General features: G+C 58.4%; 25 protein-coding genes and 1 pseudogene. 6 read left to right on the forward strand and 20 right to left on the reverse strand.

Features of this window, described 5'->3' with window-relative positions; all coding sequences use genetic code 11:
* Positions 1–14: 14 nt before the first annotated feature.
* The 7 genes from RZS32_RS00560 to RZS32_RS00590 all read right to left on the reverse strand — a co-directional run bounded on the left by RZS32_RS00560 (position 15) and on the right by RZS32_RS00590 (position 6,496).
* A complete protein-coding gene (locus RZS32_RS00560) occupies positions 15–1,052 on the reverse strand; it encodes an endonuclease/exonuclease/phosphatase family protein (RefSeq protein WP_317055098.1) in 1,038 nt (345 codons plus the stop codon).
* A gap of 1 nt (position 1,053) precedes the next feature.
* Entirely contained in the window at positions 1,054–1,731 is a 678-nt protein-coding gene (locus tag RZS32_RS00565; protein WP_317055099.1) for a molecular chaperone DjiA, read from the reverse strand.
* Positions 1,732–1,741: 10 nt separating this feature from the next.
* Positions 1,742–2,251, reverse strand: a complete 510-nt coding sequence (locus RZS32_RS00570) for a GNAT family N-acetyltransferase (RefSeq protein WP_317055100.1) — start codon at positions 2,249–2,251, stop codon at positions 1,742–1,744.
* On the reverse strand, positions 2,248–2,859 hold the full coding sequence (locus RZS32_RS00575; RefSeq protein WP_317055101.1) for a VOC family protein: 612 nt from the start codon (positions 2,857–2,859) through the stop codon (positions 2,248–2,250). The genes RZS32_RS00570 and RZS32_RS00575 overlap by 4 nt, the downstream gene beginning before the upstream one ends.
* A gap of 115 nt (positions 2,860–2,974) precedes the next feature.
* Positions 2,975–3,460 (reverse strand): MAPEG family protein, encoded by a 486-nt coding sequence (locus RZS32_RS00580; protein WP_317055102.1) that lies wholly within the window; start codon positions 3,458–3,460, stop codon positions 2,975–2,977.
* The gene (scpA, locus tag RZS32_RS00585) at positions 3,457–5,589 is read right to left on the reverse strand and encodes a methylmalonyl-CoA mutase (protein ID WP_317055103.1); all 2,133 of its coding nucleotides are present in this window, start codon (positions 5,587–5,589) and stop codon (positions 3,457–3,459) included. Before scpA ends, RZS32_RS00580 begins: the two co-directional genes overlap by 4 nt.
* Complete coding sequence (locus RZS32_RS00590; protein WP_317055104.1) at positions 5,561–6,496, reverse strand: hypothetical protein; 936 nt, start codon at positions 6,494–6,496, stop codon at positions 5,561–5,563. Before RZS32_RS00590 ends, scpA begins: the two co-directional genes overlap by 29 nt.
* Positions 6,497–6,545: 49 nt before the next feature.
* On the opposite strand from RZS32_RS00590, the gene RZS32_RS00595 reads away from it, so the two are divergent.
* Entirely contained in the window at positions 6,546–7,130 is a 585-nt protein-coding gene (locus tag RZS32_RS00595; RefSeq protein ID WP_338550805.1) for a DUF4174 domain-containing protein, read from the forward strand.
* 10 nt (positions 7,131–7,140) lie between these two features.
* On the opposite strand, the gene RZS32_RS00600 is transcribed toward RZS32_RS00595, so the two are convergent.
* A complete protein-coding gene (locus tag RZS32_RS00600; protein WP_317055106.1) occupies positions 7,141–7,656 on the reverse strand; it encodes a hypothetical protein in 516 nt (171 codons plus the stop codon).
* Positions 7,657–7,662: 6 nt separating this feature from the next.
* Positions 7,663–9,708: an acetyl/propionyl/methylcrotonyl-CoA carboxylase subunit alpha gene (locus RZS32_RS00605; RefSeq protein WP_317055107.1), complete on the reverse strand. Its 2,046-nt coding sequence runs from the start codon at positions 9,706–9,708 to the stop codon at positions 7,663–7,665.
* 334 nt (positions 9,709–10,042) lie between these two features.
* Between RZS32_RS00605 and RZS32_RS00610 the strand changes: the two genes are divergently transcribed.
* Entirely contained in the window at positions 10,043–11,317 is a 1,275-nt protein-coding gene (locus RZS32_RS00610; RefSeq protein ID WP_317055108.1) for a DcaP family trimeric outer membrane transporter, read from the forward strand.
* Positions 11,318–11,612: 295 nt separating this feature from the next.
* Here RZS32_RS00610 and RZS32_RS00615 read toward each other — a convergent pair whose 3' ends face one another.
* The 7 genes from RZS32_RS00615 to RZS32_RS00645 form a co-directional block, all read right to left on the reverse strand.
* On the reverse strand, positions 11,613–11,822 hold the full coding sequence (locus RZS32_RS00615) for a hypothetical protein (RefSeq protein WP_317055109.1): 210 nt from the start codon (positions 11,820–11,822) through the stop codon (positions 11,613–11,615).
* Between the two features lie 376 nt (positions 11,823–12,198).
* A complete protein-coding gene (locus RZS32_RS00620; RefSeq protein WP_317055110.1) occupies positions 12,199–12,558 on the reverse strand; it encodes a hypothetical protein in 360 nt (119 codons plus the stop codon).
* An 84-nt stretch (positions 12,559–12,642) separates the two neighbouring features.
* Entirely contained in the window at positions 12,643–12,783 is a 141-nt protein-coding gene (locus RZS32_RS00625; RefSeq protein WP_317055111.1) for a hypothetical protein, read from the reverse strand.
* Positions 12,784–12,997: 214 nt separating this feature from the next.
* Positions 12,998–13,411 (reverse strand): DUF6497 family protein, encoded by a 414-nt coding sequence (locus RZS32_RS00630; RefSeq protein ID WP_317055112.1) that lies wholly within the window; start codon positions 13,409–13,411, stop codon positions 12,998–13,000.
* Positions 13,408–13,836 carry a hypothetical protein gene (locus RZS32_RS00635; protein WP_317055113.1) on the reverse strand — a complete coding sequence of 143 codons (429 nt, stop codon included), beginning with the start codon at positions 13,834–13,836 and terminating at the stop codon, positions 13,408–13,410. The genes RZS32_RS00630 and RZS32_RS00635 overlap by 4 nt, the downstream gene beginning before the upstream one ends.
* Positions 13,833–14,234, reverse strand: coding sequence for a cupin domain-containing protein (locus tag RZS32_RS00640; protein WP_317055114.1), 402 nt, complete (start codon positions 14,232–14,234; stop codon positions 13,833–13,835). The genes RZS32_RS00635 and RZS32_RS00640 overlap by 4 nt, the downstream gene beginning before the upstream one ends.
* A 68-nt stretch (positions 14,235–14,302) precedes the next feature.
* Positions 14,303–15,835 carry an acyl-CoA carboxylase subunit beta gene (locus RZS32_RS00645; RefSeq protein WP_317055115.1) on the reverse strand — a complete coding sequence of 511 codons (1,533 nt, stop codon included), beginning with the start codon at positions 15,833–15,835 and terminating at the stop codon, positions 14,303–14,305.
* A gap of 198 nt (positions 15,836–16,033) precedes the next feature.
* Here RZS32_RS00645 and RZS32_RS00650 point away from each other — a divergent pair, with 198 nt between their 5' ends.
* On the forward strand, positions 16,034–17,257 hold the full coding sequence (locus RZS32_RS00650) for a multidrug effflux MFS transporter (protein WP_317055116.1): 1,224 nt from the start codon (positions 16,034–16,036) through the stop codon (positions 17,255–17,257).
* Here RZS32_RS00650 and RZS32_RS00655 read toward each other — a convergent pair.
* Positions 17,244–18,098, reverse strand: a complete 855-nt coding sequence (locus RZS32_RS00655; RefSeq protein WP_317055117.1) for a LysR family transcriptional regulator — start codon at positions 18,096–18,098, stop codon at positions 17,244–17,246. The two genes, RZS32_RS00650 and RZS32_RS00655, sit on opposite strands and share 14 nt — an antisense overlap.
* Before the next feature lie 95 nt (positions 18,099–18,193).
* Between RZS32_RS00655 and RZS32_RS00660 the strand changes: the two genes are divergently transcribed.
* Both RZS32_RS00660 and RZS32_RS00665 read left to right on the forward strand, forming a co-directional pair.
* Complete coding sequence (locus tag RZS32_RS00660; protein WP_317055118.1) at positions 18,194–18,490, forward strand: YciI family protein; 297 nt, start codon at positions 18,194–18,196, stop codon at positions 18,488–18,490.
* Between the two features lie 73 nt (positions 18,491–18,563).
* Complete coding sequence (locus tag RZS32_RS00665) at positions 18,564–19,964, forward strand: helix-turn-helix domain-containing protein (protein ID WP_317055119.1); 1,401 nt, start codon at positions 18,564–18,566, stop codon at positions 19,962–19,964.
* Between the two features lie 91 nt (positions 19,965–20,055).
* Here RZS32_RS00665 and RZS32_RS00670 read toward each other — a convergent pair.
* The 3 genes and pseudogenes from RZS32_RS00670 to RZS32_RS00680 all read right to left on the reverse strand — a co-directional run bounded on the left by RZS32_RS00670 (position 20,056) and on the right by RZS32_RS00680 (position 23,791).
* Positions 20,056–20,843, reverse strand: a pseudogene (locus tag RZS32_RS00670) (FAD binding domain-containing protein).
* Between the two features lie 11 nt (positions 20,844–20,854).
* On the reverse strand, positions 20,855–23,218 hold the full coding sequence (locus RZS32_RS00675; protein ID WP_317055121.1) for a xanthine dehydrogenase family protein molybdopterin-binding subunit: 2,364 nt from the start codon (positions 23,216–23,218) through the stop codon (positions 20,855–20,857).
* A gap of 87 nt (positions 23,219–23,305) precedes the next feature.
* Positions 23,306–23,791 (reverse strand): (2Fe-2S)-binding protein, encoded by a 486-nt coding sequence (locus RZS32_RS00680; protein ID WP_317055122.1) that lies wholly within the window; start codon positions 23,789–23,791, stop codon positions 23,306–23,308.
* Between the two features lie 247 nt (positions 23,792–24,038).
* Here RZS32_RS00680 and RZS32_RS00685 point away from each other — a divergent pair, with 247 nt between their 5' ends.
* Positions 24,039–25,001, forward strand: coding sequence for an MBL fold metallo-hydrolase (locus RZS32_RS00685; protein ID WP_317055123.1), 963 nt, complete (start codon positions 24,039–24,041; stop codon positions 24,999–25,001).
* The last annotated feature ends 56 nt before the right edge of the window (positions 25,002–25,057 follow it).

A 25,057-nucleotide genomic window follows, 5' to 3' on the forward strand; every position in this document is an offset into this window, starting at 1 on the left:
TTTGGGCGAAAGTTTTAAGACGTTAGGTCAATATCCATGATGACCGGGAAGTGATCGGAGGCCGCAATGAGCGCATCACGCAGGTCCGGCATCTTCCAGCACCCAGGGTCATCAAAGGGATGCCAAATACGCCAGCTGGGTCCCTTGGCCCGCAAATCAGGCGAGACCATGATGTAGTCCAAAAGCGCCTGAAGATACCGTTTTTCCTGGGAAATATAGAAGCGGGCTGTGGTGTTCATCGCGCCGATCCGACGTGTCAGAGCACGTTTGGCATGGGGATCATAAAGCGCGTGCGCCGAGCTGGCGCCGTCCCCCATGATCACCTCAACAGACGAGCGCCCAAAAAGATGCTCATATTCGTCCAGACCGGGACCGTCATTGAGATCTCCAAGCAGAATAAGCGACTCACCCGCCTCAAGATGCGCTTCCACCCGGCGTCTCAGCCACACCGCCTGCGCCTGTTGCTTGCGCCGGTTGGAAATGCCCATGCGCATCGCCTCATCGCGGTTGCGCGCGCCGTGTGGGGCTTTGGATTTCAGATGCGCGCCGATCATGCGAAAGGCGAACCCATCCCGCGTCTCGGCCGCAATCTCCAACGGTGGTTTGGAAAACTCTACCAGATCCTCAGTCGCATCAATATCCAAGTCAATCCGAAACACCCCGTCAAACCGTGGCGCATCCGGCGACCCGCGCTTGCCTGTCTCTTCGCCTTGCGGGTCGTGCCGACAGCTCAGCACATCGGGATCATAAAGCAATGCAATCTCTTGTTGCGTCGCATTTGCAAAGCCAATCAATGCTTTACGCGCGCGCAACCCCATCGCCTCGGCAAAGTTTTCCAGCGCAGGTTCGGTGGCGCGCTTTTTGTTGGTGTCCGGTGCTTCAATCACCATGATCGCATCGGCATCAAGCGCCGCAAACACAATTCCAAGCGCTGTGAGCTGCTCATGTCGGCTGACACCGTGGCGTCCCGACAGGTCTTGGTCGTCAAGCATTTTGCCCTTGTCATCAAACAGGGCATTGAACCATTCCACATTGTAAGTGGCGATGCGCATCTCAGCCCTTTCCGCTGATCTCCTCCCAGGCGTGATTGATATCACTCAGCCGCTTTTCGGCCAGCTTAATGGCTTCTTGCGGGACGCCCCGCGCAATCATGCGATCAGGATGCATGTCACGCACCAAGGCACGGTAATGCTTGCGAATTTCATCTATTGGTGCGTTTGGATCCACGCCCAGAACCGCATAAGGATCAGGCTTCGCATCAGGCACAAAACGGCTGCGCAGCACCTGAAATTGCGCGTCCGGTATCTCGAAAATCTGAGCTACTCGCTCTAGGAACACATCTTCGTTGGGATGATAGACCCCGTCGGCTACGGCAATATGAAATAGCCCTTCCATCAGGTCAAAAAGCGTGTCCGTCTCTGTCCCGAACATCGTCTTGATCCGTTGCGCGTAATCCTCGAACCCCACCACATCCTGCCGGGCGAGGTTAAAGACCCGCGCCGCACCTGCCTCATCATCCTGCGCAATCTGAAAGACTTCGCGAAAGGCCGTCACCTCATCGCGCGTGACCAACCCATCGGCCTTGGCCATCTTGGCCCCAAGCGCGATCACGGCAATGGCAAACGCCACGCTGCGCTCAGGCGGCGTGCGCAGCGCGTCAAAAACACGTGTGAGCGGTTCGCCCTTGGCCAGCGCAGAAAGCGCTTCGGAGATACGGTTCCAGATGGACATGGGCGCAACTTTAGCGACTGTCTAAGCCGTGTGACAGGCGTTTTTGTAACAAAATCAGATCAATCCATCTGCCGAACTTGAAACCCGCCTGCGCAACGTGCCCCACCTGCTCATAACCGAGGGCAAGGTGAAACGTAACGGCCTCTGTGTTTTCGCCGCTGATCCCGGCCATCAGCGACCCGACCTCTTGCGTCACGGCATGATCCTCAAGCGCCGCCATCAAAGCCCGGCCCACCCCACGCCCTCGCGCATCAGAGGCCAGCATCACCGTGTGTTCCATCGTGCGACCATAGCCCGTGCCTTTGCGGAACTGATCATAGGTGGCGTATCCCACCACCCCTTCATCGGTTTGTGCCACCAAAAACGGCCTGCCCGCGGCCTGCCGTACAGCGATCTCTTGCATCACTTGATCCACCGTCTTTTCAATTTCGGTGAAACTGACAGTGGTCTCCCGAATATAAGTGTTCACGATCCGCGCAACGGCCTCTGCATCGGCATCCGTGGCCGCGCGCAGGATCATTCCAGCACACGCACACCTGATGGCGTGTCCATCTCGGCAACCAGCCCCGCAGGAGCCGTTTCAAAGCGTACGCGGGTCTCTTGGAACACCGGAGCCAGTGTCTGGCTCAGCAGATCAGCATCAGGATGCGAGATCGTGAGCATTTTCAAGCGACATCCAGATGCGGGCAAACGGCGCGCTGGTGTATCATCGCCGGCCCATTCGATGACGGCGGGAAACATGTTGTCATAGGGCAGAATTCCAGTGGGTGGGACGGACATCTGCCATCGCAGATCGCCGCGTGCCAACGGAACGGGCACACCAGCTTGCGGATGTTCCGCGACAAACCCACTCAGATCATCGGTCCGGCAAATCCAGTTTGTTGGCCGCGCTCGACCGGTGAAGCGATCCAGATCAAACCAGCGAGGATATTCAGGTGCAGGCGCGTCAGGATCAATGCTGATTACTTCGAGGTATAGCCCGTCCTCTAACCCTAAAAGCAGGTTATGCGTGCCGAAATGCGGATGCCGCCCGCCGGGCAACAGCGGCACGCCAAGGACCTCTTCGGCATAGGCCCGACCGCTTTCAAGCGTTTCGGCGGCGATTGCGAAGTGATCCAGAACTATCATGTCTCAGCACTCCTCTTTGCTTGGGATGTTGCAGGTAAACGGCCAGCGCGCCACCCGTCCCTTGTTTGCCAGAACACACAGCAATGCAAAGCAGATTTTCTAAACCTGCACCGCTTTAGCCCGAGACAAGCCGAAAGATGACCCAAACTGCTGCGAAGAGTGTCGGATAGAACGTGGCCGCAAAGCCAAAGGCGCGCAGCGGCGGCGAGAAATGATATCCCACCCAAAACAACAACCGCGCCACGACAAACCCCAGCCCAAGTGCGAGAACCGTTCCCGCGCCCAGGAAAAAGCCAACCAGCGGCCAGATGCAAAGCGCCAGCACGACCTGTTCCAAAGTGTTCGTCAGCACGGCCTGATCCACCGCCGCGCCGCCGGTCAGCTTCTGTCCGTCAATGGTGGTGTCATCCCCAAAACGCCTCTGCGCCAACCTTGCAATCATCAGCATCAGCACCACACCGGGGCCAAAGACTGCGCCCATCAGAACCGGCTGGATCATCGCAATCGGCACGGGGATCTGAGCGCCAATCCACAGCAGCCCCACGGCCCAGAGTGCCCCGGCCGCCATTCCGGCAAGGATCACGCCGCGTTTTTGGCTCATGCAGCGCGCGCCTCATGGATCAGCCGCAGGATATCCTGCGCCGCCTCGGGGATATTTGTGCCCGGCCCAAAGATCGCCTTCACCCCTGCGGATTTCAGGAACTCGTAATCCTGCTGCGGAATGACACCGCCGCAGATCACGATAATATCGCTGGCGTCTTTTTCCTTAAGCGCATCAATGAGTTGCGGCGCCAAAGTCTTGTGGCCAGCGGCCTGGCTGGAAATGCCGATCACATGGACATCGTTATCAATCGCATCCTGTGCCGCCTCATCGGGCGTCTGGAAGAGTGGTCCCACATCGACGTCAAACCCGATATCGGCAAAGGCGGTCGCAATGACTTTGGCCCCGCGGTCATGCCCGTCCTGACCCATTTTGACCACCAGCATCCGGGGCCTGCGCCCCTCGGCATCCGCAAAATCCTCGACCGACTTCTGAATCGCGGCAAACCCTTCGTCGCCCTCATAAGCTGCGCCATAAACCCCGGCGAGCGTTTTCACCTCAGCGCGGTGCCGTCCAAATTCCTTTTCCAAAGCCATACTGATCTCTCCCACAGATGCCCGTGCCCTTGCGGCCTCAACGGCGCCTTCCAAAAGGTTGCCGCCCTCTTTCGCCCGTCGTGTCAATTCATTCAAAGCCGCCTGACATGCGGCTTCATCGCGCTCGGCGCGGATTTTCTCCAGACGTGCGATCTGGCTGTCGCGCACGGCAGAATTGTCGATATCGAGAATGTCGATCGGGTCTTCTTTGTCCTTGCGGTACTTGTTGACCCCCACGATCACTTCGTCGCCTCGGTCGATCATCGCCTGTCTCGTGGCCGCAGATTCCTCGATCCGAAGCTTGGGCATGCCAGAGGCCACGGCCTTGGTCATACCGCCCATTTCTTCGACCTCATCCATGAGCGCCCAGGCCTTTTCAGCCAGTTCTGCCGTCAAGCTTTCGACGTAATAGGACCCCGCCAGAGGATCGACGACATTGGTCACGCCGGTCTCTTCCTGCAGCACAAGTTGGGTGTTACGCGCGATCCGCGCCGAGAAATCCGTGGGCAGCGCAATCGCCTCATCCAGCGCGTTGGTGTGCAGGCTTTGCGTGCCGCCCAACACAGCGCTCATTGCTTCATAGGCCGTGCGGATGACGTTGTTATACGGGTCTTGCTCTTGCAGGCTCACACCAGAGGTCTGGCAATGGGTGCGCAGCATCTTGGAGCGCTCATTCTTGGCGCCAAACTCGGTCATGATGCGGTGCCAGAGCAAACGCGCGGCGCGCAGTTTGGCCGCTTCCATGAAGAAATTCATGCCGATGGCAAAGAAGAAACTCAGCCGACCTGCAAATTTATCAACATCCATGCCCGCCTCAATGGCAGCGCGCACATATTCGCGCCCATCGGCCAGGGTATAGGCCAGCTCCTGCACGAGGTTCGCGCCCGCCTCCTGCATGTGATAACCCGAGATGCTGATCGAGTTGAATTTGGGCATCTCATTGGCCGTGTATTCAATAATATCCGAGACGATCCGCATCGACGGTTCCGGCGGGTAGATATAGGTGTTGCGCACCATAAACTCTTTCAGAATGTCATTCTGAATTGTGCCGGACAGAACGCTGCGCGAGTGACCCTGTTCTTCACCGGCCACAATGAAGCTGGCCAGAACCGGGATCACCGCACCGTTCATGGTCATCGAAACGCTGACCTGATCAAGCGGGATACCGTCAAAGAGGATTTTCATGTCCTCGACGCTATCAATCGCCACACCGGCTTTGCCGACGTCACCCACAACGCGTTCATGGTCGCTGTCATAGCCACGATGGGTTGCCAGATCGAAGGCGACCGAGACACCCTGCTGCCCGGCGGCCAGATTACGGCGGTAAAATGCGTTGGATTCCTCAGCCGTGGAAAAGCCCGCATATTGCCGGATCGTCCAGGGGCGCCCGGCATACATCGTCGCCTTCACCCCGCGCGTGAAAGGTGCCTGGCCCGGGATTGTGCCCAGATGATCAAGCGACCCCAGATCGTCCTCGGTATAGAGTGGCTTGACCGGAATACCTTCCAGCGTGTTCCACGTCAGATCCTCAAGCGGACGTCCGCGCAGCTCTTTTTCAGCAATCTCACGCCAGGCGTCTGTGTTCTTTCCCATGGTGTCGTCCTCTGGTCATCTTGGCCTCCTGCGGCTCAAACCGCTTTGTCTCAGGCCATGTTTTCTCTGTCAGTGTTGCCAAGCCTTCCGCTCCGGCGCGCAGCCAGAAGAAGTCATCAGCGTAGGCCTCGCGCAATGCGCTGACCTGTTCGGTGTTAAATGGGTGCCACCGCCCAGTACCATTTGGTAAAAAGCTGCTGTCACCCCCTCTATCGTTGATGAGTTTGCGCAAGACGCGTAGCTCAGGGCTGCGGTTGAGCCATTCACGAGACGCTCGGCGCGGCACCTCGGTCAAACCGGTCACTGCCTTCAGCCGCGCTTCTGGCACACCTGCGAATGTCTCAAAGGGCAGCACATTGATCGAAATGCCCGGCAAAGCGCAGGCCAGGTCGGTGATCACATCGCGCCACGTGCGGGTCGAGCGGCTAAGATGGCGCAACACTCGCGCCGAAGGCAATCTGTGGCCTCGCGCCACGGCAAACGCCAGCGATGAGGCCCAATAGGTGTCCTGACTGCGGATCGACAGGGAAACCGAGGAAATCCTGCCGTCAAACGCCTCAAAAAAACGCGCCATGCGTTCACCAATCGCCGCGTATAGCCGTTCGTCGCGCAGGTTGCGCCGGGTTGCGCCGATCATGTTTTCATCCGTGACCAGCACTGTATGAGCGCCAGACGCTTCCGCCTCGGCCAGGTTGAGCGCAATACGAGACTTGGCGCGTTCAAGCTGCTCAGCAGGGGTTCGACGCCCCTCTACGGGAATAACACCGGTCAGAAGTCCATCGCGTGTTTGCTTAGGCCCCCAAACAGCCAGCCCGGATTGGCGCAAGCTGTCGTTGTTTTCCGACAAATAGTGCAGAAAACTCGTATTGGCGGTGCGATGCGCCCCCAAATGAAGTTGAATATCCATAACCAAGCACCCCTTTCCCACCGTGGTTGTCGAACCAGGGTTATGTGCATTGAATTCGCACCATTTTGTGCTGCGAATCCTCACCGGGGGCTTAAAGTTAAAATTTTCTCGACCTGTAACGCATTCTGTCGTCGCATTTTTCTTCACTGCGCCTATATTTTTGGTGACAGGAGACCCCATGCTAAGAGCGATAACGACGTCTTTTCTGATACTTGCAGCAGGAACCTTATCCGCTGACGAGGCCGCAGACACATCGAAAACCACGCCATCGGAGATCATTTTCCCAGGTGATAGCGTGGATTTGAGTGAATTTGTTTGGAAAAACAGACCGCTTGTTGTGTTTGCCGATAGCCCGGAAGATCCGAGATTCATCCAGCAAATGGCATTTCTGAACCAAGGTCTTGACGACTTGCGAGAGCGCGATGTGATCGTCTTGACAGATCCGAACAAAGACAGCGGGTCTGCCTTGCGCGAAAAGTTGCATCCGCGCGGCTTTATGCTGGCGCTGATTGGCAAGGATGGGCGGATATTCCTGCGCAAACCCCTGCCGTGGGATGTGCGCGAGATTACCCGCGCGATAGATAAAATGCCCACACGGCAACAAGAAATCCGCGACCGTCGCGGCGGAAGCTGAGCGCGCGCCATCATTCGCCCGCTCCCATCGCCACCACCAGCACCCGATTGGGCCGATCCAGCATCATGACGGCGCGTTCTTCGCTGTGAAAGGCCAAGACCGCCTCGGACCGGGTCAAAAGGCGCCGGAACTCTGCCGCCAAATCCCCTTGCATACAGTCCCGCGCCTCCAACGCGGCCCGGCGCATGGCCATGCCGACCGGACGGTCCGTATTGGCCGCCTGGCGCATCGCTTCATCGGGTGACAATGCCGGATCATCCACAGCGGCCACGCCAAAACGCGGCAAGGCACGCAACATCGCCCCAAGATCGCGTTCCACAGGCAGACCTGATGCAGGCGTGTCATCCTTGACCAAAAACGCCCCAGCCGCGCAGCCCTGTTGAGAAGCAAAGGCCAGTGTGTCGCCCAAGGTGAACCAAGCCGAAAGCCTGTCCCGCATGGAGGCTTCATCGTCCCGTGCACAGCCCATCAGGACCGATGCACCAGCCAAAAGGGCTGGAAAGATATGCCGTTCGGCGCAAGGCATCTGGGGTTATTCGAACACCATAATCACGTCATCCACAGCCAGGCTATCGCCCGGACCAGCATTGATCTTTGACACGACGCCCTTCTTCTCGGCGCGCAGAATATTTTCCATCTTCATCGCCTCAACCGTGCAAAGCGCCTGCCCCTCCTGAACTTCATCGCCTTCGGCGACATTCACAGTCACAATCAGGCCCGGCATCGGGCAGAGCAGCATTTTCGATGTATCAGGCGGGAGTTTCTCGGGCATTAACGTGGCCAATTCGGCCTGACGCGGGGTGCGCACATGCACCTTGATATCCGCGCCGCGGTTGCGAATGCGGAACCCGCCAGAGACCTTGCCCACCTTGAGCACCAAAGGCGCGCCGTCCACATCCAGCTTGGCCAGTTGATCCCCCGGCGTCCAGTCGCTGGACACGCGGTGGCTGGTGCCATCCTCAAAGCTCACGGTGGATCCATCACGGTCTGCCGCGATCTTTACCGCATGATCCTGTCCTTGCAGAGAGACCACCCAATCCTCGCCCACATGGCGCTCATGGTTGTCCATCCGGCCCGACACACGGGTGCGCCGAATTTCGGCCACGCGGTGCATGGCCGCCGCACTTGCCGCGATCCGGCGCAGGGCGGTGTCATCCAACTCTACCCCTTCAAATCCTTCGGGATATTCCTCTTCAATGAAGGCTGTCGTCATATCGCCCGAGATGAATTTCGGATGATCCATCACGGCCGCCACGAAGGGTAGGTTGTGCCCGATGCCTTCCACCTCAAAGCTGTCGAGCGCCACGCGCATCGCTTCAATGGCCGAGGCACGATCTGGACCCCAAGTACAAAGCTTGGCGATCATCGGATCGTAATACATGCTGATCTCGCCGCCCTCGTAGACGCCGGTGTCATTGCGCACGCCTGTTTCGCCTGATGGCGCATCATCATGCCATGTGTCCGCTTCCAGCATTGGGCCAGCGGCCACTTCAACGGGCGGACGATACCGGGTCAAACGGCCAATCGACGGCAGGAAACCGCGATAGGGATCTTCGGCATAAAGACGGTTCTCAATCGCCCAGCCACCGATTTTCAAATCGCTTTGCTTGATCTTGAGCTTTTCGCCCGCCGCCACGCGGATCATCTGCTCCACAAGGTCTACGCCCGTTATCAACTCAGTCACCGGATGTTCCACCTGCAAGCGGGTGTTCATTTCCAGGAAGTAGAAATTCTTGTCGCCATCCACGATGAATTCCACCGTCCCGGCGCTGGCATAGCCCACCGCATGGGCCAGTGCCAAAGATTGCTCGCCCATGGCCTTGCGGGTCTTCTCATCGAGAAACGGGCTTGGTGCTTCTTCCACAACCTTTTGATTTCGCCGCTGAATTGAGCATTCGCGCTCATGCAGGAAGACGCCATTGCCGTGCTGATCACAGAGCACCTGAATTTCGATGTGGCGCGGTTGGGTGACGAATTTCTCTATGAAAATGCGGTCATCTCCAAAGGAATTCGCCGCCTCGTTTTTCGAGCTTTGAAACCCCTCGCGCGCCTCGTCATCGCTCCAGGCGATGCGCATGCCCTTGCCGCCACCGCCCGCGGAGGCCTTGATCATCACAGGATACCCAATTTCATTGGAAATCTTCACCGCCTCATCGGCATCCTCAATCAGGCCCATGTACCCCGGCACTGTACTGACATTGGCTTCCTGAGCGATTTTCTTTGAGGTGATCTTGTCGCCCATCGCCTCAATCGCAGTTTTAGGTGGTCCGATAAAGGCGACACCAGCAGCTTCCAGCGCTTCTGCGAATTTGGGGTTCTCCGAGAGAAACCCATAGCCCGGATGCACCGCCTCGGCGCCGGTTTCCTTGATCGCGGCCATAACCTTGTCAATCACGATGTAAGATTCTGACGCCGCAGGTGGGCCGATATGCACCGCCTCATCCGCCATCTTCACATGCAGTGCGTTGCGGTCAGCGTCGGAGTAGATGGCCACCGTCGCAATACCCATTTTGCGCGCTGTCTTGATAACGCGGCAGGCAATTTCGCCACGGTTGGCGATCAGGATCTTGTTAAACATGAAGACGTCTTTCTGTCGGTTGGAGGACCGCCTCAAGGAGCGGTCGGAGTGTGATGGTTTCGATGATTCGAGCCCTGTATGCAGACCAGTTTAACGTCAGTGAAGCGTGAAACGCCTGATGCCATGGAAGTCTGCCTCTCGTAGATGTTATTGGGCATGATGCCTTTAAATACTTGTTTTTACTTGTGTAAATTGTGTTCAAATTGGCAACAGTTGCATATGTCAAAGCAAAATTTATCAGAAAAATTTCAAACAGCGTCATTTCTGAAACCGCCAATCCTCTAGCACGTTGCGGACACACGCACTCTGCGCGGAAGAAGCCTTTGGAGGGATTATGAACCACTTTAAACTCAAGGCTGGTGTATGCATTGCCAGCCTTTTTGCTACTGCGTCGTTGGCTACCGCCGACGAGCTGCAAGAACTGCGAGACAGAATTGACGCACTTGAAGCTCAGCAGGCACAGCTGGAAGCACAGCAGACCAAGCCACAGCGTCAAACTCTGCCCGGCGCAATACCAAACTTGGGCAGCTTTATTCTGCCGCGCGCCGAGTCTCTGGGTGATCCGGATCAAATCTCTGGACGGGAAGGCCTGGGCCGCTTGAGCTTTGCGCTCAGTGAGCAAACCAAGGTCACCATTTATGGTTTCGTCCGCGCAGAAGCATTCTACGACTTCGACTTTTCGCAAGGCGACACGTCGGATCCATCCGCTTTGTTGGACCCAGCAAATGAGACCAGTGGTGATTTCGAGCAAAGCGTCCGTGTGTCGCGTTTTGGCATCCGCAGTAAATCGGATACCGGAATTGGGACGTTCAGCACGCAGCTTGAATTCGATTTGTTCAGCGAAGATGCGAGCACCACGTCGCCAGACCTGCGCTTGCGTCATGCGAACATCCGCTACAAGACAGGCAACAGCGAAGTCCTTTTGGGCCAGTTCTGGACCAACTTCATGCCTTTGACGCACTACCCCACCACGGCGGACTTCGAAGGTCCAGTGGGCATCTCCTTCGCGCGCGTTCCACAGGTCCGTTACACCTACGACACAGGCACCGGCTTGCGACTCTCGGCGTCGCTTGAGGAGGCCAACGGCGGTGAAAACTCCGAAGATCCGGTTCTCACCGCAGCGGCCTTCTACGGCCAGGATCGCTTTTCGGTACGTGCTGCTGGTTTGATTGGCACACGACCAACACCAGTGGGCGATGTTGATACCTACGGCGTCACAGTCTCGGGCAGCGTTTCGCCTTGGCAAGGCGGTACTTTCACCGGCACATACACGCATGGCGACAATCTCGGCAACCTGTTGATCGGCCCTGGCGGGGATCCAGACGCTCTTGGGACTGACAATGACGTCGATGCATTTACGCTCGAGTTTCGTCAGGATCTCGGTGATAAATGGAATGTTGGTGTCGCTTACGGGTATGCCAACTACGGGCTGGAAACTGTGGTCGCAGGTAACGCCTTTGACGAGGTCCAAACCGTCCACGTGAACGCCTTCTACACACCAGTAGAAAACTTCACCCTGGGCTTTGAGTACATCTTCGCAGATATCGAAGGTGACGCTTTTTCCGAAGACGCAGATCGCCTCGGTTTCTCGGCGACTTTGAGGTTCTAAACCTACGACAGAGCATGCATTGTCCCGGGGCCAGTCTGCCTCTGCATGCTTTGACCGACACCGCCAGATGGGTGCCACACACATCTGGCGGTTTTTCTCAACGTCGTCATGCCACACGGCTTTGCCGTGGCACGCGGGAAGGGCCGCGCTTATGCCTTGTGCCCGACACATGTCGGTTCTTAGTCTTCGCGAAAAAGAATTGTCTTTGCGCAAAAAGCTGTGCGACCAAAGAACTCGTGCTCTGGTCCGCGACGCGTTTGAATAGCTCGTTACCCTGCTGGGGCGCAGGGCTTGCTTAGTTGCAGTTGGCGTCTGTGAGCTGGCAATAGGCCACGTTGGCCCCGGCCCCGACGACCGCGCCAGTGACGAGCGAGCCGCCGACCACGGCAGCTGTGCCCACACCAGCAGCGCCGCCGATAAGAGCTTGTTCACCGGCTGTGTCGCCACAGGCCGCAAGTGTGCCAAGCAGCACGAGCGCGCACGGGAAAGATTTTGTAAGTTGCATGTCGATGTGCCTCTATATGTAGCGCTGTTGATCAACGCATATATCGCCGGTTTTGTTCCGGCTTGAACTATATATATGTGCTTTTTGCGTTTTTGCGCAAGGGATCGCCGACCGTTGGTGGCAATCCGCGCATGCCCAAAAGAATTGGGCGGCCCGTACAAAATAGTACGAAGCCGCCCATTAGGGTAAGGGTAACGGTATAGACGGTGTGTGTTGGCCCATTGGGGGAAGGCCACGTCTATGAGTTTCAACATGGCGGTGATTGTGCCCCGCGCCAAGCGTGCTGAACGACAAAGTTCAAAGTCGGCTGTAATTTGCGTATTCCCGCAACCGATAGGCAAGAATATGCTCGTCCAAGGGGTATTTTGCGCAAAATTCACGAAAATTCCCCTTCATCAAAGGCTTCGGGGAAGGAGGCGCGCGCCATGGCCACGTCCAGAATCAGAAGCGCATCATAGCTTTCGGGGTCAAACGGGTCCTCTGCCGGGCGCACTTCGCGGCCAAAAAGCCAGCTGAGTCGTCCCGCATCCAGATTGCCGCGCTCAAAAGGCTGATCGCCGAAATGTTCCCATAAGGCGCGCACAAAAGCCGTATCTGCCCTTCGGTCCGCGGGCCTGCGGTCGCGAAACCGCTCGCGCGCCACCAAAGGGGTCACACCCTTGGGGTTTGCACGTCGGATGGTGAATTGAAAATCAGTGCCAGGAAGGCGCCCGGGAAAGCCACGGTGTTTCAGCATGATCCACCTCCGCCTGTGCGAAGGACCCGCTGGATCGGTCTCAGGACAGGCCCGAGGGCCCGCCCTGACACAAGGTCAAAGACCTTACTTAAGCTTGCCAGTGTACTCCGGCTCAGTCGAGATCGGCTCTGGGTCGACCACGACAAATTCTTCTTCCTGCTGGGCGCAGGCCGCCACGAAGGCCACGAGGGCCAGAGCCATAAGGCCCTTGATACTGTTCGACATGTTAGTCTCCTGTCTCTGTACGTGAACAGACGACACGTCTCGTGTCCCGCCTGCTCGTCTTCCGAGGTGTGGTTGGCGTTTTCGCAACCACCCCTCAACATACCGGAGCAATATGGCATTTGATATGCACGCGCATCAAAGCATGACGTATGTGACTCGAAAGCCTCAAACGTAGTGATGCCTAAGGAGTGAGCCGCAAGATGTTGTGTTTGCATCAGAACAGCTCCAAGATACAGGTGCCGCTTTGCAGCGAAAACGTCTCGAAAATCTGCATCACATCGGGGTCAAAACGTCCGAATTCTGACGATTGATCGGCCAGGGATATCACAATCCTGTCGGGTTTCGGGCCCAGTTTGGGGATGCGCGGCAGGGCGTAGTCGTTGCACAGATGCTCAAGATCAGCGGTCTGTGCCTCGAAATCCTCCTGACCGGTGAACGCGGGCGCGACAAAGCGAAAGCGATAGACAAGGCCACTGCCCGGCTGGTCGGAAATCGTTTCCTGCAAATGCGCCTCAAGCCCCGAAGGGAGCGCGATGGGCGTCTCCTCCGCCGCCATCGCGCTCGACGCCGGGCCCGATATCAGGCAGGCCGCGACAAGCGCCCACAGATATGTCGCCCGGCATCTCATTCAATTCTACCCTGGCTTGGCGTGGCGCAGCGCCCTTTGTCCCAGAAAAAGAACACCACCCGCTTTGAGCTTGGCAGGCGCGAGGTGTCGCCGCGCCCATTGGCCAGCTCGATGCCATAGGCCTCAAAGGCCCCCACCTTTGATTTGGACGCCAGCCTATGCATCTGTTTGCAAATGCGCTTCAGCTCGGCGGTTTCCGCCGCACTCGGCGCGCGGGAATTCAGGATTTGCCCCAACCCCGTCTGGTAGACCCAGAGGAACACCTCCCGCTGCTTTTTGGAGCCATCCTTGGCCTCAAAAAGCACCGTCGTGGCCGTCTCGAACTTGGCATCAGAAATACGCGTCTGAACATCCTCCGGCGTGATCGCCAAGGCCGCAGTGCTCCAGAGAGCCAGCAAGGGGTATGTCAGACGGGCCAGTTTCATGCAGGTGCATCTTCCAGACTGGTGCCAAACTCCGCAGGGCTGGTGATCTCGATCAGTTCCAGATCATCCGAATGCCGCACCTCGCGGTGCTTGATCCCCGGCGGTTGCAGCACGCAAGAGCCTTCCCGCAGGATATGCTCTCCCTCGCCTTCATACTCAAACACCACCCAGCCCCTGGTGACATAGACCATCTGGAACTCCAGATCATGCGAATGCCACTCCGCCGGGCTTTCCATCCCCGGCACCGCCCGAATGACATGCGCCCCGAACTTGCCTTGCGTGGCCTCGGCAATGCCCAACTGGCGATACTCAAAGAACGCCCGCAGCCCCGCGCCGACAAACGCGCCGTCATCGGCATGGGCGATGGTGAAGGCCTGGTTCTTGTAGAGTTGGGTCATGGTGTCCTCTTGTAGGGCGGGGTTAACCCCGCCTTGGGTAGCGGGATAAATCCCGCCCTACAAAGGTGTTACAACGGAATATTGTCGTGCTTCTTCCAGGGCAGTTTGCGCTTCTTGTTGCGCAAAGCCGCAAAGGCGCGGCTCACGCGTTTGCGCGTGCTGCGGGGCTGGATCACCTCGTCGATGAAGCCGCGTTCGGCGGCGACAAACGGGTTGGCGAACTGTGCCTCGTAATCGGCGGTGTGCTGGGCGATTTTGTCAGGGTCATCGAGATCCGCGCGGTGGATGATCTCAGTCGCGCCTTTCGCGCCCATCACGGCGATCTCGGAGGTGGGCCAAGCATAGTTGATGTCTCCGGCCAGATGCTTGGAGGACATCACCACATAGGCCCCGCCATAGGCCTTGCGCGTGATCACCGTCACCTTCGGCACCGTCGCCTCACCATAGGCAAAGAGGAGCTTCGCGCCATGTTTGATCACGCCGTCATGCTCTTGTGACGTTCCGGGCAGGAAGCCGGGCACATCGACCAGCGTCAGGATCGGAATTTCAAAGCAATCGCAGAACCGCACAAACCGCGCGCCTTTGCGGGAGCTGTCGATATCAAGGCACCCGGCCAGCACCATCGGCTGGTTGGCCACAACGCCGACTGTCCGACCCTCAAGCCGGATAAACCCGGTGATGATGTTCTTGGCGAAATCCTCTTGGATCTCGTAAAAATCACCCTCATCGCCCAGCTTGGTGATCAATTCCTTCATGTCGTAAGGCATGTTGGGATTGTCCGGCACCAGCGTGTCGAGAGAGGTCTCCATCCGGTCCACATCGTCAAAGAACGGGCGCACCGGCACAGCCTCTCGGTTGTTGAGCGGCAGGAAATCCACCAGACGCCGCACCTCGGCCATGGCCTCTACGTCATTCTCAAACGCGCCATCGGCGACCGAGCTTTTCTTGGTATGGGTGGACGCGCCGCCCAATTCCTCGGCACTCACCTGTTCATTGGTCACGGTTTTGACCACATCGGGGCCGGTGACGAACATGTAAGAGCTGTCGCGCACCATGAAGATGAAATCGGTCATCGCGGGGGAGTAGACCGCCCCACCGGCACAAGGGCCAGTGATCACGCTGATCTGCGGCACCACGCCAGAGGCCTCGATATTGCGCTGAAAGACATCGCCGTAGCCCGCGAGACTGTCGACACCTTCCTGAATGCGCGCGCCGCCTGAGTCGTTGATGCCAATCACCGGCGCGCCGTTTTGCACCGCCATATCCATGATCTTACAGATCTTCTGCGCATGGGTGTTGGAGACAGAGCCGCCCAGAACGGTGAAATCCTGCGAGAACACATAGACCTGGCGGCCATTGATGGTGCCCCACCCGGTCACAACACCGTCGCCATGCGGCTTGTTCTTGTCCATGCCAAAGTCACTACAGCGATGGGTGACGAACATGTCGAACTCTTCGAAACTGCCCTCATCCAGCAGCAACTCGATGCGCTCGCGCGCGGTAAGCTTGCCTTTGCTATGCTGTGCCGTGATGCGCTTTTCACCGCCACCAAGCCGCGCCTGACCGCGGCGATTTTCCAGTTCCTGCAGGATATCTTTCATCGGGAGCCCCCTTAATCACTCGCGCGGAGAATAGAGAGGTGACATGCTTGAGGAAAGGAGAATTGAGCAAATTTGCAAATTTTTAGAAACTACAATTTAATAAATTGCAAACTTGCGAAGTATTTCCTGCAACACATCGAAACCCTGCGAGTCGCAAATACGATGGACATCCCCCAAAGAGCCACCTAAGCAAGTCCAATGCAACCTCGCGCGCCGGTGCGGTTTTTGGATCGCGCCACACCACCCCATATTCTCACGCTGATCCTTCTGGCCGGGCTGTCTGCGCTGGCCTTGAACATCTTTCTGCCCTCGCTGCCGGGCATGACCGCCTATTTTGAGACGGATTACCGCCTGATGCAGCTTTCGGTCGCGGTGTATCTTGCCGTGAACGCCACGCTACAGCTTATTCTGGGTCCGGTCTCAGACCGGTTTGGCCGCAGGCCGGTGATCATCGGCGGGTTGTTGATTTTCCTTTTGGCCACGCTGGGCTGCATTTTCTCCACCAATGTTTGGGTGTTCCTCGCTTTCCGCATGATCCAGGCCACGATTGTCGCCGCTATGGTGCTGAGCCGCGCCATTGTGCGCGACATGGTGCCCGAGGCGCAGGCGGCCTCGATGATCGGCTATGTGACCATGGGCATGGCCGTGGTGCCGATGATTGGCCCAGCAATTGGCGGGGTGCTGGACGAGTCCTTTGGCTGGCAGGCCAGTTTCTGGGCGCTCTTTGCCCTGGGCGCTGTTGTCACGTGGCTGGCCTGGTCCGACCTTGGCGAAACAGCCCCCCTGCAGGGTCGCAGCTTTGCCGAGCAACTCACGGAATACCCTGCACTTTTCGCCTCTCCACGGTTTTGGGGTTACGCACTGGCCTCGGCACTGACCTCTGGGTCTTTCTTTGCCTATCTGGGTGGCGCGCCCTATGTGGGCGACAAGGTGTTTGGCCTCTCGCCCTCCGAGCTTGGCTTGCTCTTTGGCGCACCCGCCATTGGCTACTTCCTCGGCAATTTTGCCTCGGGGCGCTTTTCGGTGCGCGTAGGCGTCAACCGCATGGTGCTCTGGGGCACGCTCGTGACCACAAGCGGCGTGGCGCTCAATCTTTCTCTTTTCTATGCCGGGTTGGGATCGGCCTATAGCTTTTTTGGCCTCATGACCCTTATGGGTCTCGGCAACGGCATGACCATCCCCAACGCCACGGCCGGGGCGCTCTCAGTGCGTCCGCACCTTGCCGGGACAGCCAGCGGGCTTGCCGGGGCCTTGATGATTGGCGGCGGCGCGGCCCTTTCGGCTTTGGCCGGCGCGCTGCTGGCCCCAGGCACTGGGGCATTCCCGCTCTTGTGGATCATGGCGTGCACCTCAGCCGCAGGAACGGTGGCCATTTCCTTTGTCATCTGGCGGGAAAGGCGGCTGGCGCTCACACCGCGCTGAAAATCCCGTCCAACCAATCGTGAACCACCCTGATCCGATCAAGCCCGGCGTGATCGCGGCGCGTCAGCACCCAAAACTCTCTCTCCGGGATGTGGGTCGCCTCCATACCCAAGCGGCGAAGCCCGGGCATCGCATCGGCGATGATCCGGGGTAAAAGAGACTTTCCAAGCCCGGCCTGAACCGCACGCAACAGACCTTCGGCATCGTTCACAGATAGACCGGCACGACGTGACCCGGGCGCATTGGCCAGAGTTTCAATCGCTTGCGCAATCTCCAGATGCTGCATGTTTGGCTCAAACCCGATCCAAGGCAGATCGCCGCCCGCCATGCGGGCCGCGTAACATCCATATGACATCACGCCAATTTTCCGCGTCAAAACGCCCTGCCCGCCGGTTCTTGGCCGCGCCAGACGCAACGCAATATCAGCCTCTCCCTCAAGGATATCCGCATCCCGTGCCTCTGCCACAAGTTCGATCTTCAAGCCCGGCGCAAGATCGCGAAGCGCACCGAGTTGCGGCAGCAATACGTGGTGCGCCAGAATGGGCACCGTCGAAAGACGCACGCGTCCGGCCAACCCATCTGGTTGCGCGCCTAGACCTGCCCGAATGCGACGCTCTACATCTTCCATAGCCTCGGCCTGACCCGCCACTTTGCGGCCTGCCTGGGTCAGCCGCATTTGACCATGGCTGCCACGCGCGACCAAAGCGATGCCAAGCGCCTCCTCCAGCGCGGCCACCCGCCTTGAAACGGTGGTCTTGTCCACATTGAGCTGGCGGGCCGCTTTATTCAGGCTGCCGCCCCGCATCAGCGCCAGAATGTATTTCAGATCGTCCCATGTCATGATGCTGCAATTTTGCACCGAGATGAGGCATTTTTCCAGTCTGTGCTGCGCTTGTGCCGTATTTCACAATGCATAGGACATAAAAGGAGTTCCCGATGATCTTTATCGTTCTCTTCGAAGACGCCGATGGAAAAGAACATCTGCGTCAGGCGCATATGGCCGATCACCTTACGTTTCTAGCCGCAAATGCTGACAAAATCACCGCCGCTGGCCCCCTGTTTACCTCCAACGGGGATGGGCGCGGTGGAATGTGGAGCGTCAAGGCCGAAGATGCAGAAGCCGTTGAAGAGCTGGTGCGCGCCGATCCGTTCTATCCGACAGGGCTTCGCAAAACCTGCACGGTTCTTGAATGGCGTCAGGTCTTTCGCGACGGCGCACGCGTGACACGCTGACCCAACACGGGCTTGCGTCCTCGGACAGAGTTTGCAAAATAATCTTCGCATATTTGCAAATGAGGCTTTCCCGATGCGCGCGCAAAAAATCTATGCTGGTGTCAAACTGCGCGAGATGCGCCGGACCTTGACCCTGACCCAAAAGGAGTTTGCCGAAAAGCTTGGGGTCTCCCTGCCCTATCTGAACCAGATGGAAAACAACAAGCGCCCGATCAGCACCACGGTGGTGCTGGCGCTGGCGCAGGAGTTTGGCTTTGACGTCACCGAGCTCAGCAGCGCGGATTCCGAGCGTCTTGTCAGTGATATGCGTGAGGCGCTGGCCGACCCGGTTTTTGCCGATGACATGCCGCCCTTGAGCGATCTGCGCCTGACGGCCTCCAATGCTCCATCCCTGGCGCGTGCCTTTCTCGAACTGCACCGGGCGTATAGAGAGACGCACGAAAGATTGGCCAGTCTCGATGAGGCTCTGGGTCGGGAAGATGCGCGTATTCAGACAAGCCCCTGGGATGAAGTGCGCGACTTCTTTCACTATTGCGACAACTACATCGACGCCGTGGACCGGGCGGCGGAACATTTTGCCTCTGGCGCGGACGACCCCCGGCAGATCCGCGATCTGGCGGAGGCGCGGCTGTCCGAGCTTGGCATCAAGATCGCCGGAAGCGACGGCCCGCATCTGCGCCGTTTTGATGCGGTGGATCGCATCTTGTATCTCTCAACGCTAGCTGAACCTGAGACCCGAACCTTTCAGCTCTTGCTACAGCTTGCCCTCCTGACGCAGGATAAACTGCTTGAGGCAACGCTTGATCTCGCCCGGTTTCAGACCGAGGCTGCGCGCTCCATCGCCAAGATCGGGCTGGCGAATTATTTCGCCGGGGCCGCCCTCATGCCTTATGGTGCTTTCTTGCAGGCTGCTCAGACGCATCGACATGATCTGGAGGTGCTGGCCACGCGCTTTGGGGCGTCTATCGAGCAGGTGTGCCACCGCCTCTCCACCATGCAGCGCCCCGGTGCCAAGGGCGTGCCTTTCTTCTTTGTGCGCGTGGATCAGGCTGGCACGATCACCAAACGCCATTCCGCCACGCGGCTGCAATTCGCGCGTTTTGGCGGGGCCTGCGCGCTTTGGAATGTGCACCGGGCCTTTGAAACACCGGGGCGTTTCCTGCGGCAACTGGCGGAGACACCGGATGGCGTGCGCTACATTAGCCTGGCGCGGGATGTCAGCAAATCCGGCGGGCATTTTGGTGCACCCGTCCGGAGGTTCGCGGTCGCCTTGGGATGTGAAGTGCGCCATGCCGATGCGCTGGTCTATGCCGACGATCTGGATCTGGGCAATGCACGGGCGTTTGAACCCATCGGGATATCCTGCCGGATTTGCGAGCGCACGGACTGCCATCAACGCTCGGTGCCGCCACTGGAACGGCGGTTGCAGGTGACGCCGGATGAGCGGGGAGTGCTGCCCTATCAAGTCGGGTAAATGGCAGGTTTGCGAAGAAATTCCTGACATCTTCAAAAAAAGTCCGACCCTCTTGGGCCGGACTCCCTTTGACGCGTCATAGGCTTAAAGGTCAGGCCGCACCAACCGCCCGTCGGGTCATAACACCGACCAGATGTGCGCGATAGGCACCTGAGCCATGAAGATCATTGATCATCCCATCTGCAGGCAACGACAGCCCATCCAGCGCTGAGGCGGAGAAATTCCCCGACAATGCCGTTTCCGCCTCGGACCAACGAAAGACGCCACCTTCAGAGGCACCCGTCACAGCCACGCGCACACCGTCCGCGAATTTGGCCACGAACACGCCCACAAGCGCAAAGCGCGAGGCGGGTTGTTCGAACTTCTGGTAGTTGGCCGCCTCTGGAACCGGGAACTTCACCTCGGTGATGATCTCTCCCACATCCAATGCGGTTTCAAACATCCCCTGGAAGTAATCATCTGCCGCAATCTCGCGTGCGTTGGTGATAATAGTCGCGCCAGAGCCCAGCGCCCCTGCCGGGTAACAGGCCGAGGGGTCGTTATTGGCCAATGATCCGCCAATCGTACCGCGATTGCGCACCGCAGGGTCCCCGATGTTGTTGGCCAGAGACGCCAGTGCCGGATAGGCCCCCGCCCCGGCTGCGACGTCGGCGTGGGTTGTTCCCGCGCCAATACAGACCCGGCCGGCATCATCCTGGCAAATGCCTTGGATTTCACTGATCCCGCCAAGGCTCACTAAGGTCTCAGGGGCCGCCAGCCGTTGTTTCAGCGTAGGGATCAGGGTTTGCCCCCTGCCAATGGCTGATTTTCCTCACTCTTGGCCAAAGCCGCGACCGCATCTGCGATTGTGCTCGGGCGTTCGATGTCAAATGCATACATGTCTGATCTCCTTACCCTTGCATGGCTGCCCAGACGCGCGAGGGCGACACGGGCATATCGATATGGGTGACGTCATGGCCTGCGCGTTGAAGCGCATCGACCACCGCATTGACCACCGCAGGCGGTGAGCCAATCGCCCCTGCCTCGCCGCAGCCTTTCACACCCAGAGGGTTGTGCGTGCAGGGCGTCTGGCAGGAATGATCAACGCTATAGAACGGCACGTCATCGGCGCGCGGCATGGCGTAATCCATGTAAGACGCGCTCAGAAGCTGACCGTTCTCGTCATAGGCGGCATTTTCAAGCAATGCCTGTCCGATGCCTTGCGCCAGACCGCCATGGACCTGCCCTGAGACAATCATCGGATTGATCACATTGCCAAAGTCATCCGCAGCCGCGAACCGCTCAATCGTGACCTTCCCGGTGTCGGGATCGACCTCGACCTCGCAGGCATAAGCCCCTGCGGGATAGGTAAAGTTCACCGGGTCGTAGAAGGCTGTTTCCTCCAGCCCCGGTTCGATCTCTTCCAGCGGATAGTTGTGCGGTACATAAGCCGCCAAGGTCACATCGCCCCAGGCCACGGATTTATCCGTGCCCGCGACGGTGAACTGCCCGTCTTTCAACTCGATATCAGCCTCAGAGGCCTCCATCAAATGCGCGGCAATCTTCTTGGTCTTGGCGATGATCTTTTCGGTCGCGCGCACCATGGCCGAGCCGCCCACCGCGATGGAGCGAGAACCATAGGTGCCCATGCCCATCGGGGCCTTGTCGGTATCGCCATGCTCGATCTCGATCATGCTCTCGTCGATGCCAAGCATCTCGGCCACCACTTGCGGGAAGGCGGTTTCATGCCCCTGCCCGTGGCTGTGACTGCCGGTCATGACCGTGATGCCACCCGTGGCGTTCACCCGCACCGTGGCTGACTCGTAGAGACCAGCCCGCGCGCCCAACTGCCCCACGAGGTTCGAGGGCGCGATGCCGCAGGCCTCGATATAGCAGTTCACGCCAAGCCCACGCAGCTTGCCGTTCTTCTTGCTTTCAGCCAGCCGTGCTTCAAAGCCCGACATGTCGGCCGTCTCAAGAAGCTTGTCCATCGTGGCGTTGTAATCCCCGGTGTCATATTCCACCGCCACAGGCGTGGCATAGGGAAACTCGGTGACAAAGTTTTGCCGTCTGAGTGCAATCGGATCGACCCCCAGCTCACGCGCGGCTTTGTCGATCACACGTTCCAGCTGATAGGTCGCCTCAGGCCGCCCGGCTCCGCGATAGGCATCCACCGGCACCGTGTTGGTGAAGACCGCCTTCACGTTCACATAGATGACCGGCGTCTTGTAGTTGCCCGCCATCAGCGTGCCATGCAGCCAGGTCGGGATGGAGGGCGCAAAAGTCGACAGATACGCCCCCATATTGGCGTAAGTCTCTGTACGCACGGCAGTGAAATTATTGTCCGCATCCAGCGCCAATTCGATCTTCGTCACGTGGTCCCGGCCATGGGCGTCAGAGATGAACGCCTCAGAGCGTGAACAGGTCCATTTGACCGGCCGGTTGAGCGCCTTGGCCGCAAAGGTGCAGAACGCCTCTTCGGCATAATGATAAATCTTGGAGCCAAAGCCCCCGCCCACATCTGGCGCCACAACGCGCAGCTTGTGCTCTGGAATGCCCAGAACAAACGCGCCCATCAAAAGGCGGATCACATGCGGGTTCTGCGAGGTGGTGTAAAGCGTGCTGTCATCGGTAGAACGGTTGTAATCGCCCACCGCCACACGCGGCTCCATCGCATTGGGCACCAACCGGTTGTTTTTCAGTTCCAGCGTGGTGACATGCGCCGCTGATTTGATGGCCTCATCCACGGCGTCTTTGTTTTCCTCAACAAAACCCCAGTCATAGCAGAGGTTTGACGTCAGATCGTCATGCACCTTGGTGGCACCGTCCTCCAATGCGGCCTTCATGTCCATCACTGCAGGAAGCTCGTCGATATCGACTTCAATGGCTTCTGCCGCGTCGCGCGCCTGTTCGCGCGTCTCTGCCACCACGGCGGCAATCGGATCGCCCACGTGGCGCACCTTGCCTTGCGCCAGAACCGGGTGTCCGGGTTCCTGCATGGGCTCGCCATGGCGATCTGTCACCTGCCACCCGCAGGGCAATCCACCCACCTCGGCAAAATCCGCTCCGGTGAACACTCGCAGCACGCCGGGCATGCCCTCGGCAGCCTTGGTGTCGACCGATTTCAGCGTGCCATGCGCCACGTCCGAGCGCAGAAAATGCACATAGGCCTGACCGCGCATATTGATGTCATCTGTATAGTTGCCGTTCCCCGTCAGGAACCGAACGTCTTCGCGCCGCTTGGAACTGGCGCCGATGCCTCCATCTTTGGGCATGATATAATCCTCCCTAATCTCTGATCTGCTCATCAGCCCTTGTGGGCTTCTTCTCGAAGAAAGCCTCCGGCTTGATGAGCGCGCGCCTTATTCAGCAGCGATGTTACTCACGTCCTGGCCCGATGCGGCCAGAATCGCCTTGACGATATTATGATACCCGGTGCAGCGGCAGATATTGCCCTCAAGGTAATCGCGGATCTCCGCCTCAGATGGCTTGGGGTTCTCGGCCAAAAGCGCCGAGGCCGACATCACCATGCCCGGTGTGCAAAAACCGCATTGCAGACCGTGATGATCCTGAAACGCCTGTTGCACGGGATTGAGCGTGCCATCCTCGGCCGCCACGCCCTCGATCGTGGTGACGTCCGCACCTTCAGCCTCGGCGGCGAACATGGTGCACGCCTTGACCGCCTTGCCGTCCACATGCACCACGCAGGCGCCGCATTGGCTGGTGTCGCAACCCACATGCGTGCCGGTAAGGCCCAAATTCTCTCGGATAAAATCAACTAACAGCGTGCGTCCTTCGATCTCACCGGACGCAGGCTTGCCGTTCACGGTCATGCTGACCTGTGCCATCGGCTCCTCCCTATTTGGCTTTGTTATTAGCTGAAGGAAGTTAAACACGCCCCCCGCCAGATGAGAACCCTGTAATTTCATCATTTTCAGGTCAGTTTGGCGCAGCGTTAGTGTCCGCGACAGCTGGCACTCTTTGCAGAGTGCAAAGTCACAGTTTGTTGAGCCTGACCGAGTTCGTATTGCCAAGCAAAACCTTGAAGACCACCATCAATGGTTCCTCACACCCCAACATCCGGGAGATATTTTCATGACACCCCCCAACAGACGACAGTTTCTGGCATCCAGCGCAGGCGTTGCGGCCCTTGGCCTGACAGGCCAGCTTGCCTTTGTGACGTCGGCCCAGGCGGCTGATCTGCGCAAGACAGGCCACTACTCTTACAAGATCGGCGATATCGAGATCATTTCAATCTATGACGGCGTCTGGCAAAACGATGGCTTCGATGCGATCTCTCCCGGCGTGCCCGGCGACGACATCAAAGCCGCCCTCAAAAAGGCCAACTTGACCACAGATTACGTGCCCATCGAGTTTGCCTATACTGTGGTCAAAACCGGTGGTAAAACCATTTTGCTGGATACAGGCACCGGCGGGCAGCTTGCGCCAACCGCCGGACTTGGCACCAATGGAGGGTTGGCTGCCGCCGGGATCACCCCCGACAAGGTCGACAAAGTCCTCATCAGCCACATGCATCCCGATCACATCTTTGGCCTGATGGACAAAGACAACGCCCAGCTTTTCCCCAATGCTGAGATCATGGTTGGCGAGACGGAATACAAGTTCTGGACCGACCCCTCCATCATCGAAGCCCTGCCCGAGCGGCGCAAAGGACTGGCCCAGCGCATTCAGGCGACCTTTCCAAAATGGGACAATGTCACGCAGTTTGCGGGCAATAGCGAACTGGCCCCAGGCCTGCGCGCCGAAGAAAGCTTTGGCCACACACCGGGACATGTGAATTTCCACATCTCTTCAGGTGACGAACAGGTCCTGCTCATCGGCGACGCCATCATTGTGCCGGCGCTCTTTTTGGCCAATCTTGACTGGCAGCTGGCCTTCGACTCCGACAAGGACAAGGCCACCGCCACCCGCAAGGCGCTTGTGGACAAGGCCATCGCCGACAATATGATGATCGGCGGCTATCATTTCGGCTTTCCCAATGCGGGTAAGATCGAAAAAGACGGCGGCAGCCATGTCTTTGTGCCCGCGCAGGTCTAGCCAGGCATCCAGAAAGCTCAACTGCGAAGGTGTGCATGGATGCGCACCTTCCGCGA

Source organism: Roseovarius sp. W115 (genome assembly GCF_032842945.2).
In the GTDB taxonomy this organism is placed as follows: domain Bacteria; phylum Pseudomonadota; class Alphaproteobacteria; order Rhodobacterales; family Rhodobacteraceae; genus Roseovarius; species Roseovarius rhodophyticola.